This is a genomic window from Myxococcales bacterium (genome assembly GCA_016706225.1).
Classification (GTDB): Bacteria; Myxococcota_A; Polyangia; order Polyangiales; family Polyangiaceae; genus JADJKB01.
Genome location: JADJKB010000025.1, coordinates 840,389 through 856,358, shown reverse-complemented (window position 1 = coordinate 856,358; position 15,970 = coordinate 840,389). Strand labels below are relative to the sequence as shown.

13 protein-coding genes are annotated in these 15,970 nt (G+C 69.9%); 8 read left to right on the top strand and 5 right to left on the bottom strand.

Annotated elements, in window-relative coordinates:
- The first annotated feature begins 117 nt into the window (after positions 1-117).
- The gene (rfbB, locus tag IPI67_42310; GenBank protein ID MBK7586810.1) at positions 118-1,116 is read left to right on the top strand and encodes a dTDP-glucose 4,6-dehydratase; all 999 of its coding nucleotides are present in this window, start codon (positions 118-120) and stop codon (positions 1,114-1,116) included.
- Positions 1,117-1,787: 671 nt separating this feature from the next.
- On the opposite strand, the gene IPI67_42305 is transcribed toward rfbB, so the two are convergent.
- The 4 genes from IPI67_42305 to IPI67_42290 form a co-directional block, all read right to left on the bottom strand.
- Entirely contained in the window at positions 1,788-2,714 is a 927-nt protein-coding gene (locus tag IPI67_42305; protein ID MBK7586809.1) for an elongation factor Ts, read from the bottom strand.
- A gap of 20 nt (positions 2,715-2,734) precedes the next feature.
- Positions 2,735-3,628, bottom strand: a complete 894-nt coding sequence (rpsB, locus tag IPI67_42300; GenBank protein MBK7586808.1) for a 30S ribosomal protein S2 — start codon at positions 3,626-3,628, stop codon at positions 2,735-2,737.
- Between the two features lie 229 nt (positions 3,629-3,857).
- A complete protein-coding gene (locus IPI67_42295; GenBank protein MBK7586807.1) occupies positions 3,858-5,795 on the bottom strand; it encodes a protein kinase in 1,938 nt (645 codons plus the stop codon).
- Positions 5,796-5,934: 139 nt separating this feature from the next.
- Positions 5,935-6,477 carry a DUF4190 domain-containing protein gene (locus IPI67_42290; protein MBK7586806.1) on the bottom strand — a complete coding sequence of 181 codons (543 nt, stop codon included), beginning with the start codon at positions 6,475-6,477 and terminating at the stop codon, positions 5,935-5,937.
- A gap of 88 nt (positions 6,478-6,565) precedes the next feature.
- On the opposite strand from IPI67_42290, the gene gatC reads away from it, so the two are divergent.
- From gatC to IPI67_42270, 4 genes are read left to right on the top strand one after another with little or no spacing between them, the layout of a single operon-like run.
- Positions 6,566-6,856 (top strand): Asp-tRNA(Asn)/Glu-tRNA(Gln) amidotransferase subunit GatC, encoded by a 291-nt coding sequence (gene gatC, locus IPI67_42285; GenBank protein ID MBK7586805.1) that lies wholly within the window; start codon positions 6,566-6,568, stop codon positions 6,854-6,856.
- A complete protein-coding gene (gatA, locus tag IPI67_42280; protein ID MBK7586804.1) occupies positions 6,853-8,349 on the top strand; it encodes an Asp-tRNA(Asn)/Glu-tRNA(Gln) amidotransferase subunit GatA in 1,497 nt (498 codons plus the stop codon). The genes gatC and gatA overlap by 4 nt, the downstream gene beginning before the upstream one ends.
- On the top strand, positions 8,346-8,951 hold the full coding sequence (locus IPI67_42275) for a GNAT family N-acetyltransferase (protein MBK7586803.1): 606 nt from the start codon (positions 8,346-8,348) through the stop codon (positions 8,949-8,951). Before gatA ends, IPI67_42275 begins: the two co-directional genes overlap by 4 nt.
- Positions 8,948-10,270: a hypothetical protein gene (locus tag IPI67_42270; protein MBK7586802.1), complete on the top strand. Its 1,323-nt coding sequence runs from the start codon at positions 8,948-8,950 to the stop codon at positions 10,268-10,270. The genes IPI67_42275 and IPI67_42270 overlap by 4 nt, the downstream gene beginning before the upstream one ends.
- Here IPI67_42270 and IPI67_42265 read toward each other — a convergent pair.
- Positions 10,218-12,200 (bottom strand): serine/threonine protein kinase, encoded by a 1,983-nt coding sequence (locus tag IPI67_42265; protein ID MBK7586801.1) that lies wholly within the window; start codon positions 12,198-12,200, stop codon positions 10,218-10,220. The genes IPI67_42270 and IPI67_42265 overlap by 53 nt on opposite strands.
- Positions 12,201-12,505: 305 nt before the next feature.
- On the opposite strand from IPI67_42265, the gene IPI67_42260 reads away from it, so the two are divergent.
- From IPI67_42260 to truB, 3 genes are all read left to right on the top strand, one after another.
- Positions 12,506-13,603, top strand: coding sequence for an NAD-dependent epimerase/dehydratase family protein (locus tag IPI67_42260; GenBank protein MBK7586800.1), 1,098 nt, complete (start codon positions 12,506-12,508; stop codon positions 13,601-13,603).
- Positions 13,604-13,830: 227 nt separating this feature from the next.
- Positions 13,831-14,991: an acyltransferase family protein gene (locus IPI67_42255; GenBank protein MBK7586799.1), complete on the top strand. Its 1,161-nt coding sequence runs from the start codon at positions 13,831-13,833 to the stop codon at positions 14,989-14,991.
- 5 nt (positions 14,992-14,996) lie between these two features.
- Complete coding sequence (truB, locus tag IPI67_42250; protein MBK7586798.1) at positions 14,997-15,878, top strand: tRNA pseudouridine(55) synthase TruB; 882 nt, start codon at positions 14,997-14,999, stop codon at positions 15,876-15,878.
- Positions 15,879-15,970 lie beyond the last annotated feature (92 nt).

The window sequence follows — 15,970 nt, the reverse complement described above, 5'->3', positions numbered from 1 at the left end:
CCATGGGGTCCATCCTCGCGCTCTCGCTCTGGGACGGGGCGCGATGAGGGTGCTGGTCACGGGCGGTGACGGGGCCATGGGGTCCATCCTCGCGCGCTCGTTCTGGGACGGGGCGCGATGAGGGTGCTGGTCACGGGCGGTGCGGGGTTCATCGGGTCGAATCTCGTCCGGTACTTGTTGGCGCAACCGCAGCTCGAACGGCTCGTGAATCTCGACTGCCTCACTTATGCCGGGAACTTGCAGAACCTCGCGGGGGTTGATGGCGATGCGCGCTACGTCTTCGAACAGGTCGATCTGCGGGACGCCGACCGCGTGCTCGACACCATGCGGCGCCACGCCATCACGCGGGTGATGCACCTGGCGGCGGAGTCTCACGTCGACCGCTCCATCGCGGCTCCGGGCGCCTTCATGCACACCAACGTGATCGGGACGTTCAACCTGCTGGAGGCGGCGCGCGCGTGCTGGCCGAGCGGCGGAGGCGAGCGGCTGCTGCATGTCTCGACGGACGAGGTCTACGGGAGCTTGGGTAGAGAGGGGCTGTTCAGCGAAAGCACGCCGTACTCACCGCGTTCGCCCTACTCCGCGAGCAAGGCCGGGGCGGACATGTTGGTGCGCGCGTATCACCACACCTACGGGCTGCCGGTGCTGGTCACGAATTGTTCGAACAACTACGGACCGTATCAGCATGCCGAGAAGCTCATCCCAACGGTGATCGGCGCCGCGATTCGCGAAGAGCCGATCCCGGTGTACGGCGACGGCATGAACGTTCGGGATTGGCTGCACGTCGAGGATCATTGCCGTGCGCTGTGGACGGTGCTCGAGCGCGGGCGCGTCGGCGAGACCTACAACGTCGGTGCGAACAACGAGTGGGCGAACCTGCGGCTGGTGGAGCGGATCGCGGACGCGGTCGACGAGGTGATGGGACGGCGCCCGGGACGAAGCCGCGAGCTGATAAACTTCGTACCGGACCGCGCAGGGCACGATCGGCGCTACGCCATCGATGCGAGCAAGCTCCGGGAGGAGCTCGGCTGGCGGCCGGAACACGAGCTGGAGGCCGGGCTCCGCGACACGGTGCGCTGGTACGTGGAGCGCGCGCGGGCCACGGCGACCGGGTGACCCAGCTGACCCCGGGGTGCGCGCGGCCGCCACGCAATGGGCGCAGTCCCAGGACATCCTTGATGCTCCCGGTCCCAGGACATCCTTGACGCTCCCGGTCCCAGGACCTCCTTGATGCTCCCGGTCCCAGGACGTCCTTGACGCTCCCGGTCCCAGGACGTCCTTGATGCTCCCAGTCCCAGGACCTCCTTGATGCTCCCGGTCCCAGGACGTCCTTGGCGCTCCCGGTCCCAGGACGGTCTTGGCGCTCCCGGTCCCAGGACCTCCTTGATGCTCCCGGTCCCAGGACGTCCTTGACGCTCCTGGTCCCAGGACATCCTTGATGCTCCCGGTCTCAGGATGTCCTTGACGCTCTCAGCGTCGGGGCATGCCCTGGCAGGAGTGGAAAGTGTCAGCGATGTGTTGTCCTGCGCCCCTGCCCCTCGCCCCCCCGCCCCCGCCCCCGCCCCCCCCCCCCCCCCCCCGCCCCCGCCCTCGCCCCACCCCCGCCCTCGCCCTCGCCCCCGCCCCCCCTCGCCCCCGCCCCCGCCCCCGCCCGCGCCCCCGCCCTCGCCCCCGCCCTCGCTCCCGCCCGCACGCCCGCGCGAACCCCAAACGCAGAAAAGCGCGCCGAGCTCTCGCCCGACGCGCTCGTCTGTCCGATTGCCCGCGCGCGGGCCGGACGCGTTGGCCTAGTTGCCGGCCATCTTTGCGACCTCGGCTGCGAAGTCTTCGCCTTGCGGCTTGTCGATGCCTTCGCCGAGCTGGAAGCGCGCGAACTGTTTCACCGACACGTCGCCGTCGAGCGCCTTGGCAAGCTCGGCGCGGAGCTGATCGATGGTCTTGCCAGACTCGATCACACTCTCTTGCTCGAGCAGGCAGACCTCCTTCATCCACTTGTTCAGCTTGCCCTCGATGATCTTGGGGCGCGCCGCGTCGGGCTTGCCCTCTTCGATCAGCTGCGCGTCGTAGATGGCGCGCTGTTTGTCGCTCTCGGCCGTGGGCACGTCCGCCTTGGCAAGCCACTGGGGACTCATCGCAGCAGCCTGCATCGCGAGGTCGTCGATGAACTTGACGAACTCGGGCTTCGCCGCCGCGCCGGCCGCAGTGGCCTGCACCGCGACCAAGACGCCGACCTTGCCGCCCATGTGCACGTAGGCGTGCACCTTGCCGCCGTCGACCGCGATCCGCTCCCAGCGCCGCACGATGATGTTCTCACCGAGCTTGCCCACGAGCGCCTGACGGTTCTCTTCGACGGTGCCACCACCGGGGAAGGGCTCCGCGCTGAGATCCGCGCCGGCCTTCGCCTTGCTGGCCACGTCGACGATCTTCTGCACGAACGCCTTGAAGTCGTCGTTGCGCGCCGCAAAATCCGTCTGGATGTTCACCTCGACGAGGACGCCGGCGAGACCGTCGGCCGCGACCCAGGCCGCAACCTCGCCCTCCGTCGCAACCGCGCCGGCGCGCTTGGCACTCTTTGCGAGACCCTTCTTCAGGATGATCTCGACGGCCTTTTCCATGTCACCGGACGACTCCATGAGCGCGCTCCGGCAGTCGTTCAGACCCGCCGCGGTGCGCTCCCGAAGCTCCTTGACCTGCTGCATGCTGATCTGGCTCATCGTTGCCTTCTCCTTGAAACTCAGCTCTCGCCCGTACGCCGCTGGTACATGACCTCGGCGCCCACGGGACCCTGGGACGCACCGCCACCCTCGCGCTCGCGCGACGGGGCGTGCTCGCGACGACGTGCCGCGCCGTAAATGCAGGCGTCGGCCACCGCCGCCGTCACCAACCGCACCGAGCGGATGGCGTCGTCGTTGCCCGGGATCAGGTAGTCCACCCGATCCGGATCACAGTTCGTGTCCGTGATGGCCACGATCGGCACGTGCAGCCGGCGCGCCTCGGCGACGGCGATCAGCTCCTGCGCCGGATCGACCACGAACACGGCGCTCGGCACCGAGCCCATGCCCTTGAGGCCACCGATGTACTTCTCGAGACGCAGCCGCTCTTTCTCGAGCTTGACGGTCTCCTTCTTCGGCAACTGCAGGTAGGTGCCGTCCTCTTTCATGCGCTCCAGCGTGCGCAGGCGCTCGAGGCCGCCCTTGATGGTGCGGAAGTTGGTGAGCGTGCCGCCGAGCCAGCGGTTGGTCACGAAGAACTGCCCGGCGCGGCGTGCCTCTTCGGCGACGATGTCCGCAGCCTGGCGCTTGGTGCCGACGAACAGCACGTGCCCGCCGCGCGACACCGTGTCCGCGAGGAAGTCGAACGCACGCTTGAAGAGGCGCGTGGTCTGATCGAGATCGATGATGTGAATGCCGCTGCGTGCGCCGTAGATGTACGGGCGCATCTTCGGGTTCCAGCGCTTGGTCTGGTGACCAAAGTGCGTGCCGGCCTCGAACAGATCGCGCACCGACAGCGGGTTCGCTGGATCGCGGGGCTCGCGGGTCTCGAGTTGGGCGCGCTCGGCGGCGAGCACTGCGGTGGGCGGCGGGGCCGCCGTGGACACTTCGGACGTCGTTTCGGGATTTTCGGTCATGATGCGCATTCCTTTCCGGTTATTCCTCCGTCCCGCGCCGGGGAGCCCGGTGTAGCTACTTGCTCACCGAACACCGATCCCGGTCGTTCGCGCTCGAGACGTGGGGTCTCCTTGGCCGAGCGGACCCGGTCAAGGGGCGCGGAACTTACGGCACGATTCCGAAATCGTCCAGCACGGACCGCCTCAAAGTCCCGACACCGACCGCCTCAGAGTCCCGAGGTCGGGCGCCTCAGAGTCCCGAGGCCGGCAGCTTGCTGCCCACCGGCTTGGGCTTCGACGTAGGCACGGCGGGCTTTGCTGCGGGTTTTTCAGGGGTTTTCTGGGGACTATTTTCGACCCGGGGCTTGGGCTCAGCCGCGGCCGGGGGCGCCGCGACGGGCTTCGGAGCAACACCCTGGGCCACGGCCGAAGGCGCAGCACCCGACGGGCGAGGGCCGGCGCTAGGGCTCGGGGTTTCCTGCTCGGCGACGCTCCCGGTCGAGGCTGGAGCCGCCGCTGGGCTGCCCGCAGGCGACGCAGGCTCCGCCGCTGGGTCGACCGCAGTCGAGGCAGGGTCCGCGGTCGACGCAGGCTGCGCCGCGACGGCTTCGATCGGTGCGTCGTCGGCGTGACCGCGCACGGACTTGATCACCACGAACGCGCCGACGCCTCCGATCAAGATCAAGAGCGAGAGCAGCCCGAGATACAGCGGCGCGCGACTGACCTGAGGGGTCGAGCTGGATGGAGGAGGCGTCGCCGTCATGAACGGCGGAGGGGTCTCGGCGAAGAAGTGATTCGGCAACGGCGACACGTCGGGCATCGAGCGCGCGACCGGACGCGGGGTGACGAGCGCCGCTGCGGGGACCGAGGTGCGGGTCGGTGCTTCGTTCGGCGGAAGGCCCGCGGGTTCGTCGATGGGAAGCGTGCGGTCTTCATCTCCCGCCGGGCCGACTGCGACTGCGGACGGCGGTGCCGCCGCGATCGCGGTGTGTTCGACCCCGAGCGACGCCACCTCACTCTCGGCGGCGATGGTCGAGAAGCCTTCCTTCGCCCACTCGAGTCCCGCTTCGGTGTCGGCCGTTGCGGACAACGTCGTGCCGCCCGTGACGGGTGTGCCGCCGATCAAGGTCGTGTCACCCACCGCCGGCGGGACGCTGCGTCGCACCGCGGACCCCGCGACCAGCGGGGCCTCGACCGTCGGCGGCTCCGTCGTCGGCGGCTGTGAGCTGCGACCTGCCACGCCGTCCGGCCGAGTGGAGGGCAAGGCCGTCACCTGACCCTGGGTCACCGCGTCGTAGTGCGCCTCCGGGGTCGCCCCGCCCGTGGACGGCAGCGTCGCCGCTCGCTTGATCAGCGCCTTCAGCGACGCAGCCACCTGTTTTGCGCTGCTGGGTCGCGCGCTCGGATCTTTCGCGAGCAGGCTGCTCACGATGTCGTCCAGCTGGGCACTGACGCCGCGATGAAAATTCGAGAGCGGCGGCACGGGCTTCGTCAGGTGCGAGAGCAAGAGCTCGTTGGCGTCCCGCGCATCATCGAACGGTCCGGCGCCGGCGATGGCCTCGTAGAGCACGAGACCCACGGCGTACAGATCGGCTCGTGCGTCCACCGAGCGCCCCTTGGCTTGCTCCGGCGACATGTAGCGGGGTGTGCCGATGGCGACACCGCGCGCCGTGATCACCTCGGCGCTCTGATCCGCGAGCTTGGCGATGCCGAAGTCGAGCAACCTGACACCACCGCCGGCGACCACGAAGATGTTCGGCGGCTTCACGTCGCGATGCACGATGCCAATCTCGTGCGCAGCCGCCAGGCCTTCGAGCACGGCGATCGTCAGCCCGATGGCGCGCGGGATGCCGAGGGCGTGCTCGCGCCGTAACAGATCGGCCAGCGTCTCACCCTCGACGCGCTCCATCACGTAGAACGGCACGCCGTTGTCGCTGGTGCCCGCGTCGGTGACGTTGACGATGTTCGCGTGGTTCAGCCGCGCCAGCGCCCGCCACTCTTGCCGCAGGCGACCGACCAGATCTTTGCGGCCCGCCAGCTCACGGAACAGGGCCTTGAGCACGAAGCTCTTGCCGAGCTCGGTGTGCTCGACCAGGTACACCGAACCCATGCCCCCCGAGCCGAGGTGCCCCAGCACCCGGTAACGTGTGCCGGGCACGATCTGTCCGTCTGCGAACTCGCGGCTCATGCGTCGCGGCGCCGGGCGCGCAGGGCGGGCCGACACCATTGTCGAGCCTATCGCCGAGCCGCCTGAGCGTCGAGAGCGTGCCTGGTTCCCGCGCACGCACCGCCCTTCGGAGGGGCGACCGCGTCAGTTGCGCGGGTTTTCAGGAGAGCAGCATGGCCAGGACCGCAACGAAGAAGTACGCCGTCCAGCCGAGCAAATTGACGATGCCGAGGATGATGCCGGCGATTGCCAGGCCACCACCGCCGACGTTGGCGGGGTCCCGCTTCGCCGCCTTGCGCGCGATGATGCCGGCGACGATCGCGGGGATGCCGGTCAGCGGCCCCAGGCACATCAGGATGCCGCACACGAGCGCGAGCACCGCCGCCGGGCTCGCCGGAGGTTTTTCTCCCTTGGGCATGCCCGTGGTCGGATCGATGGTCATGGCGTGCAGCGCCATCGTCTGTTTGCCGCCCGTGATGGGCTTGCCACCGCCACCCGGCGGCGCGTACCCGCCCGGCGGTTGAAAGCCGCCGCCTCCCGGGGGACCGTAACCGCCCGGCGGCGCGCCCGGGGGACCGTAACCGCCCGGCGGCGCGCCCGGGGGACCGTAACCGCCAGGAGGAGGAGCGCCCGGCGGGCCGTAGCCACCCGGAGGTCCCCACCCGCCACCCTGCGCCCCGCGATCCGGGAGCTCGACGCTCATGTTCGCCTTGTACCTCAGCCGCCCGAGCGCTGGCGAGGGACTGCGCTGCTTTTCTGTCGCGGGCGCTTGTTTTACGGTCCGCGACCGTATGGCCATCAGCCGAGAGGATGTCGAACGTGTGGCTCGGCTCGCCCGCCTGCGGCTCGGGGACGAAGAGCTGCCGCGACTGGCCGACGAGCTCAGCCGCATCGTCGACTACGTTCAGGAGCTGCGCGAGGTAGACACGAGCAGCGTCGAGGCCGACGTCGTCGACGCGCTTCCAGCGCCGCTCCGCGACGACGTCCCATGCCCCGGACTGACGCACGAAGCCGCCCTCGCCGCCGCGCCGCGGACCGTGGACGACGCCTTCGCGGTGCCGGCGTTCGTGGACGAATCATGAGCGCCCTCGAGCTACCAATTCACGCTCTGGCGCTCTCGGTGCAGACCGGCGAGCTCTCGGCGGAGGCCGTGGCGAAGGAGTGCCTGGCGCGCATCGCTGCCCACGGCGAGCTCAATGCCTTCCTGCACGTCGCGGAGGCGGCCACGCTGAGCTGCGCGCGCGATATCGACGCCCGGCGCGCGCGCGGTGAACCCCTGGGCGCGCTCGCCGGTGTGCCCATCGCCTTGAAGGATGCGCTGTGTACCAAGGACGCACCGACGACCGCGGGCTCCAAGATCCTGACCCGCGACGGCAGCGCCGCAAGCGGCTGGCGTCCTCCCTTCGACGCAACGGTGGTGGCGCGTCTGCGTGCCGCCGATGCGCTGCTCGTCGGCAAGACGAACATGGACGAGTTCGCGATGGGCTCGTCCAACGAAAATAGCGCCTTCGGTCCGGTGAAGAACCCGTGGGATCCGCGCCGCATCCCCGGCGGCTCGAGCGGCGGCAGCGCCGTGAGCGTCGCGGCAGGGTTGGCGAGCGGCGCGCTCGGCAGCGACACCGGCGGTTCGATCCGCCAACCCGCGGCGCTCACGGGAACCGTCGGCATCAAACCCAGCTACGGACGCGTCTCGCGCTTCGGCCTGGTCGCGTTTGCGTCGAGCCTCGATCAAATCGGCCCGTTTGCCCGGGATGTGCAGAGCGCGGCGCGGCTGCTCGGAGTCATCGCCGGCCATGACCCGGCCGACTCCACCTCGTCCACGGCGCCGCTGCCGGATCTCGAGGCGGCCTGTGAGCGCGACCCGCGGGGGCTGCGCATTGGTGTGCCCGAAGACTACTTCGGAGCCGGGCTCGATCCCGAGGTCGAAGCGCAGGTGCGGGCAGCGACAGGGCGGCTGGAGGCCGACGGCGCGACCGTGGTCCCGATCGAGATGCCCCACACGAAGCATGGGGTCGCGACCTATTACGTGCTGGCCACGGCGGAGGCCTCGAGCAACCTCGCGCGCTTCGACGGGGTGCGCTTTGGTCTGCGGGTGGAGGACGCCGGCGCAGCGCTGGGAGCCATGTACGAAGCCACACGCTCGCGCGGCTTTGGTCGCGAGGTGAAACGCCGCATCTTGCTCGGCACCTACGTCTTGTCCGCCGGCTACTACGACGCGTACTACCGCAAGGCGCAGGCGGTGCGGCGCTTGATCCAGCGGGATTTCGCCCGGGCTTTCCGCGAGGTCGACCTGATCGCCACACCGACCAGCCCGAGCCCTGCGTTCACGCTGGGCGAGCGAGTCGAAGATCCGCTCGCGATGTACCTCGCGGACGTGTACACGTTGCCCGCGAGTCTGGCGGGCGTCGCGGCCGCATCCCTGCCCGTGGGGCTCACGCGCGCCACGGCCGCTCAGCCTGCGCTGCCCGTCGGCCTGCAGCTGATCGCACCTGCGTTCGCCGAAGACCGGCTGTTCACCGCCCTGGCCGCGTGTGAGCGAAACAGCAATTTTTCTCGGGAAAAGGCCCCAGCGTGAGCGACCTTCGGGTGCGGCGCGTGAGCCCGGCTGAGGCCGCGGGGCTGAGCGAGCTCTTCGCGCGCACGGACTCGCCGTGCTTCTGTCGTTACTGGCACTTCGACGGCGACAAGAACGCATGGCTCGACCGCTGTGCGAACCGCCCGGACGACAATCGCGCCGAGCTCGAGGCGGCCCTCGTGCGCTCCGACGAGCAGCTCCAGGGAGTCGTTGCCGTCGATGAGCAAGAGCGCGTCGTCGGTTGGATGAAGCTGACTCCCGCGCAGGTCGTGCCGAAGCTGTTCGAGCAGCGCCTGTACAAGGCGCTCCCGTGTTTCGACGCGGAGCGCGAGCACTGCTGGGTCGTCGGTTGTTTTCTGATCGACGAAGCCCATCGACGCCAGGGCGTCGCAGGTCTGCTGCTCGACGCCGGGCTGCAGCTGGCAAGGGCCGCGGGCGCGCGACAGGTCGAGGCATTTCCGCGACGCGCCGACGACGTTCCTGCGGAGCAGCTCTGGACCGGCCCCTTCGAGCTCTACACGAAGCGCGGTTTTCGCGTGGTCCACGATTTCGCTCCGTACCCCGTGCTGCGCCTCGTCCTCGAGCAGGCAGCGGCACCGTGAGCCGGCGCGGCGAAAGCCTCGCGCTCGTCGCGGCGCTCTTGCTCGCCGGGTGTCAGCGCTGCCAGAGCACGGACTCGCACGGCGACGCAGCCGACGCGCGAGCGACGGATCGGCTCGGTGTGGGCACACCGGAGAAGCTCGAGCTGCCGGTCTGGTCGAGCGTCGACTCCCATCGCGGTTATGGCCTGCCGTCAGGTTGCCGCTTCGACGGCGCAGTGAAGCGCGCCCCCATGCCCACGGGCACGACCCGTTTCATCGCCGCGCGCTCCGCCCTCACGAGCCTCGCGCTGGCCCGCGCAGCGGAGGGCGCCGCGCGCCCGCATCCGGTCAGCGCCGCCGCCTTGATCGATTTTTCCAGCGGTACGTTGCTCGAAGCGCCGTGGGCGGAGCTGGAGTCCCCGCCTCTCTTGGAGCGCACGAACGCAGGTTGGCTCGGGGCCTGGACCAGCCGCTCGGTGACCGGCACCACCCGCGCGCTGCTCTGGCGCGGGGGTTCGTCCGCCGAGCTCCTGGCGGAGGGAGATCAGCTCGAGCTCACGGATGCCGCCTGTGTCGGGGAGACGTGCGTGGTGCTCGGCAGCCTCGTGCGTGCGGCGGCCGCGCCCGGCGCAAGCTGGCTCAGCGGCAAGGCCACAGCGCCCGCGAGCAGCTTCCGGCGCGTCGATCTCGACCTCGGTGGAGACGAGCCGTGGCTGCCGCTGGCGATCGCCGCGAGTGACGCAGCCGGCGACGGCTGGGCTGCGCTGGTGAGCAACCAACACGTCGGCCTGTTTCGGGTGCGCGGCGCGAGCGCAGAGAGACAGCCGCTCATCGACGCACCCCACGGCGCGTACGACGCGACGGTCGCGGGAGAGCCGCTCGTCGTCCTGCCGGGTGATCGCATCGATCGCCCGTGCGGTGCCGAGGAGTTTCCACTGGTCGTGGTGAACGCGAGCGGCAAGCGGCACGAGCTGCGCACGCCGGCGCCACCCGAGAGTGTGATCCTGCGTCCGCTCGGGAGCGGCGCGCTGCTCGGCTGGGTCGCGCCGGTCAGCTGTCAGTTCATCGAGCGCCGCGTGGTGTACCTCACGCTGCTCGGAGCGGATGGCACGCCGCTATCGAGCCCGATGGCGGTGGCCGACGCGACAGGTTTTTCCCTCTCGACCTCCGGAGCTCGGGCCAGCATCTGGCTCGCGACTTCGAAGGAGCTGAGCTGGCTTCGGGCAACGTGTGAGCCCGGCGCGGACGCGGGCGCGCGCGACGCCGACGCGGCAGACGCCGCGAACGTCAGCGACGCGACCAGCCCGGCGCCACCAAAATTCCGGCCGAAAGCCCGATGAACAACCCGCGCTGGAGCTGCTCGGCGCTCTCGCCTGCGAGCTCGGGACGTCGGCTCACCTCCGCGAGCGAGCGAGCACCCGGTGCAGCCTGGAGCACCCGAGCTTCGTCGGCGGTCAGACCCAGATCGTCGGCGGAGAGCCGCGCCGCCGGGTTCCGTGCGAAGGGTCCGGTCGGAGCGAGGGCGCGCTCGATACTGCGCGCCGTGACACGCTCGCGCACCATGCGGGTCACCCACGCCCCCGGAGTGCGCGCCGGTGGCGCCGCCTCGTGGTGCGGACGTTCACCCGCCGCGAACGCCAGCTCTCCGCCGGTCCAGCTGCCGAGCTCGGTCACGCGGGCGTCGAGCTGACTGAGCAGGGTGCGCATGAGCTCCAGCGGGCGCAGCAGCGCGCGCTCGACCAGCGTGACCCCGAGATGCGTCCCGCCCTCGGCTGCGTCCGTGAGCGCGACGGACATTTGCTCGGCGCGGACCAGTCCCGCGGCAACCAAACGCCGTCCGAGCAGCTCCTCGCGCGAGGTGCTCGCGACGAGCACCGGCGCACCACCCCGCAGGTAGATGCGCTTCTCACGGGCACCATCCCGCGCCACCACGAGACCCGTCGCGCGCTCGCTCACCAGAGCGTAGAGCCACGCGGCGAGCGTCTGCGGAACGAGCAGAGCGCGCTGCGCACGCCCGGGCAAGAAGCCAAATGCATACGCGGGCTCGGCGACCACATGTCCGAGGCCCGCGAGCTCTCGCACCGCTCGCGCGGGATGCCCCGCCTCCAGCACCCGCGCCTCCGGACGGATTCGGCCGGTCGCCAGCAGCTCCGCGAGATCCGCGGCGCCCAGCAGCTCTCGCGCCCCGAGCGGGGTGTGCGCCAGGCGATAACGCTCGTCGGACGAGGGCACGTGCGCCGGCTCCGTAGGCTGCTCACTCGGCAGCGCCCTGAGCTCGGCCGGCAGGCTGTGTCCGCGCTCGCGGACTGCGAGCCGCGTCCCGCTCTGCATCGGCATGATGCCGAGCTCGGCAAGCCAGCCGGCGAGGGCACCGTCACTGAGCTCCACACCCGCGCGATCGGCGATCTGCCGCAGCTCGTTGGCGAACTCGTCGGCGGAGTCGATGCGAGCCGCGGGCAGCTTGGCCAGCGCGCGACGCAGCAGGCGCACGAGATCCGGGCGCAGCCCCTGGGCGTGGCGCTCGAGCACCCCGAGATCCGCGTCGTGAATGCGCGACAAGATCTCGAGCTCGGTACGGCCGGGGAAGAGCGGGCGCGCCAGCAGCATCTCCGCCAAGATGATGCCCACGGCGAACAGATCACTGCGCGGATCCAGCTCGTGGCCGAGCGCTTGCTCCGGCGACATGTAGCCGATCTTGCCCTTCAGCTCGCCGGGGTTCGTGCGCCGATCCACGAACTCGCTGCGCACGATCCCGAAGTCGGTGAGCTTCACCTCGCCGGCTCGGCCGAGCAGCACGTTCCCTGGCGAGACGTCGCGATGCACGATGCCGAGCGGGCGCCCGCTGTCGTCCCGAGCGGTGTGGGCGTAGGCGAGCGCGCGCAGCACTTCGTGCGCGATGAACAGCGAGGCACCCAGGGGCACCCGCCCGCCCCGCGAGGCGACCGTGCGCAGCAGCTTAGCGCACGACACGCCCTCGACGTACTCCATGGCCATGAACAGCTCGCCGTCCTCCTCGCCGAAGTCGACGACCTGCACGATGTTCGGATGGGCGAGCGCCGCGCAGATCCGCGCCTCGTCGCAGAACATGGAGACGAAGTGCGAGTCCTTGGCGAGCTGGGGCAAGATGCGCTTGATCGCGAAGCGTTTGACGAACCCGTGCGGACCCGCGCGACGCGCCACGAACACCTCGGCCATGCCACCGGCACCGAGTCGCTCACCGAGCTGGTAGGGCCCGAGGCGCGGGCTGGTCTTTTCGCCCAGTTCGGCCATCTTCGAAACGTACCAGAGCGCTGACCTCGAGGACAGGCCGGTGAGCCCAGCGGGGGGCCGGCTTCGGCCAGGCGATTTTCTGCAGGGGGCCCGAAGCGTGGTCGCTAGAGCGCCGAACAGGTTGAACGTCGTTTGTTTTCAGCGACTTGCAAGGTGTTCGGCGCTCGCGCGCGGAGCGCGCACGGCCGAAGGCCGGGGGTTTGGGGCGTAGCCCCAACGCAAGGGTCCTAGAACACGAGCAGCGCAAGCTGATCGGTGTTCTAGGAGTCCCACTTTGGCGCAGGTTCGATTACGGTGTCGGACCGATGCCGAAGGGGCGACGACCGAGCACTGGCAAGCGAAAGCCGCGCAACGATGCGGCTTCGACCGCACTCGCGGCCGAGACGTCCGCGCAGTCCTCGCTCCGCGTGCCGCGCGTCACACACTCCGTCGCGGTCACCGGCGCCTGCTCGTTTCTGGGCAAGAACCTGATTGGACTCCTGGAAGAGGACGAGCGTGTCAGTCGGATCGTGACCCTCGATATCGACCGACCCGCCACCGCCGGCCAGAAGACCCGCGTGTACGACGTCGATCTCACCCAGCCGACGGCCGAGGAGCGCGCAGCGGAGATCCTCGCGGCTGAGCGCGTGGACGTGCTCGTGCACCTCGCCTTCCTCGCTTCCCCGACCCACGCCACGGCCTGGGCCCACGAGCTCGAGAGCGTCGGCACCATGCACGTGCTCAACGCCTGCCGCAGGAGTGAGGTGCAGAAGCTCGTGATGTGGAGCCAGACCGTGCTCTACGGCGCGCACCCCACGAACCCAAATTTCCTCACGGAGCGCCACCCGCTTCGCGCGCGCCGACACGACCCGTTCCTGGCCGACAAGATCGAGGCCGAGAACGAGGCCCTGCGCTTCGGGCGGCCGGGCAAGGGCCGGATCGCGACGGTGCTCAGGACCGCGCCCATCCTGGGCCCGACGATCCGCAACTATCTCACGCAGTATCTGAGCCGCCGGCTCGTTCCAACGCTGCTGGGTTTCGATCCGCTGATGCAGTTCGTGCACGAGGCGGACGCCGTCGCGGCGCTCAAGCTGGCGGTGGACCGCGACGCCCCGGGGGTGTTCAACATCGTCGGCGACGGAGTGCTACCGCTCTCGACCGTGGTGCGGCTGGCGGGACGGGTGGCGCTGCCCCTGCCGCGGCCGCTCGCGAATCCTCTGCTCCGCGCGCTCTGGCTCGCGCATCTGTCGGAGGCGCCGCCGGCCCTGCTCGACTACTTGCAGTACCTGTGCGTTGCTGACGGTGCACTCGCGGAGCGCGGCATGGGATTTTCACCGGTCTACACCACCCGCGAAGCCGTGATTGACTTCGCCAGCGCTCAACACCTGCGCGACGTGAAACTATTATCGGAGTCCCCCGCGTGAGCCCGCGCCGAAAAACGCCCACGAAAGCCGCTGCAAAAGCCCCCGCCAAGGTGCCCGCGAAGGCCGGTGCCAAGGCGCCCGCGAAGGCCGGTGCCAAGGCGCCCGCGAAGGCGGGTGGAGCAGCGTCCAGAAGCCCCCGCCCGGCGCGCGCTGCGAAGAAGGCAACAGCGACCCGCACTCCTAGCCGGAGTCGCACACGAGGGCCCGCGCTCGCAGGCGCCGATGGCATGAACGGCGCAGCGGACAGCTTCGACGAGCAGGAGCTCGGCGTTGGCTCGCGCATGACCCCCCCGAACACCGAGTGGGAGCAGCTGGACACCACGGACGCCGCCCCGCACGAGCGGCCCGCGTCGAACCTGGGCGTCGCCGAGCAGATCCGCGAGCTCGAGGCGCGCCTCGACGGCTTGATCCGCGGCGCCCAGGAAGAGCCGCCGCCCCCGAGCTTTCGGGAGCAGGTCGGGAGCGCGGCGCAGAAGATGGCGGCCAAGCTGAGTGTCCCGGTGGAGCGCCCGGGCAGCGACGACGGCAACGTCGGCGACGCCGTGCGCGAGCTGATGTCGAGCGACTACTACCTGCGCCAGTGGGGGCGCCTCGGCATGCGCAGTCGCTCCGAGGAGGTCGACGACTTTGGGCTCGACCCGAGCTACGAGGCGCGCCTCTTGCCGCTCCTGGACTTCCTGTATCAACGCTACTTCCGCGTCGAGGCCGCGGGGCTGGAGCACATTCCTGCGACGGGACGCTGTCTGGTCGTCGCCAACCACTCGGGCACGCTGCCGCTGGACGGAGTGATGCTGCGCACGATGCTGCGGCTCGCGCCGGCCGCGCAGCGCGAGCTGCGCTGGCTGGCCGAAGACTTCATCTATTACCTGCCGTTCCTCGGCGCGTTCATGAACCGCATCGGCGCGGTGCGCGCGTGCCAGGAGAACGCCGAGCGCCTGCTCTCCAAGGGCAGCCTGGTCGCGGTGTTTCCCGAGGGCGTGAAGGGCATCGGCAAGCTGTACCGCGAGCGCTACAAGCTGCAGCGCTTCGGCCGCGGCGGGTTCATTCGCCTCGCCCTGCGCACCCAGACGCCGCTCGTACCGTGTGCGATCATCGGCGCCGAAGAGGCCAGTCCGCTGCTCTATCGCATCGACAGCCTGTCGAAGCTCATCGGCCTGCCCTACGTACCGGTGACCCCCACCTTCCCGGCGCTCGGACCCTTGGGACTCTTGCCCGCGCCGACCAAGTGGCAGATCGTCGTCGGTGAGCCGCTGAGCTTGGAGGGCTACGGACCCGAGGCCGCGGACGATCACGTGCTCGTCGGGCGCCTGAGCGAACGCGTCCGAGCCACGATTCAGCGCATGCTGGACACCGGCATCGCGCAGCGACAGAGCGTCTGGCTAGGTTGAGCTCCGTGCACGGAGTGCTCGTCGTCGACAAACCCTCTGGGCCGACCAGCCACGATCTGGTGTCGCTCGCCCGCAGGGCCTACCAGACACGCCAGGTCGGGCATGCCGGCACGCTCGATCCCATGGCCAGCGGCGTCGTGCTGTTGATGTTCGGCCAGGCCTGCAAGCTCAGCCAGCACCTGACCGGCATGCACAAACGCTACGTCGCTGACGTGCGCTTCGGCACCAGCACCGACAGCTTGGACGCGGAGGGTGAGGTCATCGAGACGCGCCCGCTCGCGCCGGGCTGGCTGGACAGCGCAGTGCTGGAGCGCGCGCTCGTCGCGGAACGCTCGCGCAGCGAGCAAATTCCGCCTGCAGTCAGCGCAATTCAGGTCAATGGCGAGCGCGCCTATCGTGCTGCCCGCCGCGGTGAACCGCTGCAACTGCCGGCGCGCGCCGTGCGCGTGAACGAGCTGTGTCTGATCGGCGCTAGCGACGAACAGCTCACGCTCGAGCTGGATGTCTCGAAAGGGTATTACGTGCGTGCGCTGGCGCGGGACCTGGGTCAAGCCCTCGGCGTGCCGGCCCACCTGGCTCGTCTGCGGAGGCTGTCGAGTGGTGCGTTCAACCTGAACGAGGCAGCAGGTTGGCCGCTCACCGGAGCGGAGCCGTTGCTCGCCCTGACCGAGGTTGCACGACGGGTCATGCCGACCGTCGTGCTCACGGACGACGGACTCGCGCGGGCGCGCACCGGTCGCGCGCTCTCGCGCGCACACTTCGAGGCCGAGCCGCCCGATGCCGGGGTGTTCGCGTGGCTGTCCGCCGACCAAGAGCTGTGTGCGCTCGGTCAGCGCGGTGAGGCGGACGCATTCAGCGTCGTGCGCGGCTTCGTGCCCAAGCCTTGAGCGGCGCCAAGCCCTCGCGGGGCCCGCACCTCGCTGGCCGGGGCAACGCCGGCAACGGCAGGTCGGGAGCTCGAGCCGCGCGGCGACAGCAA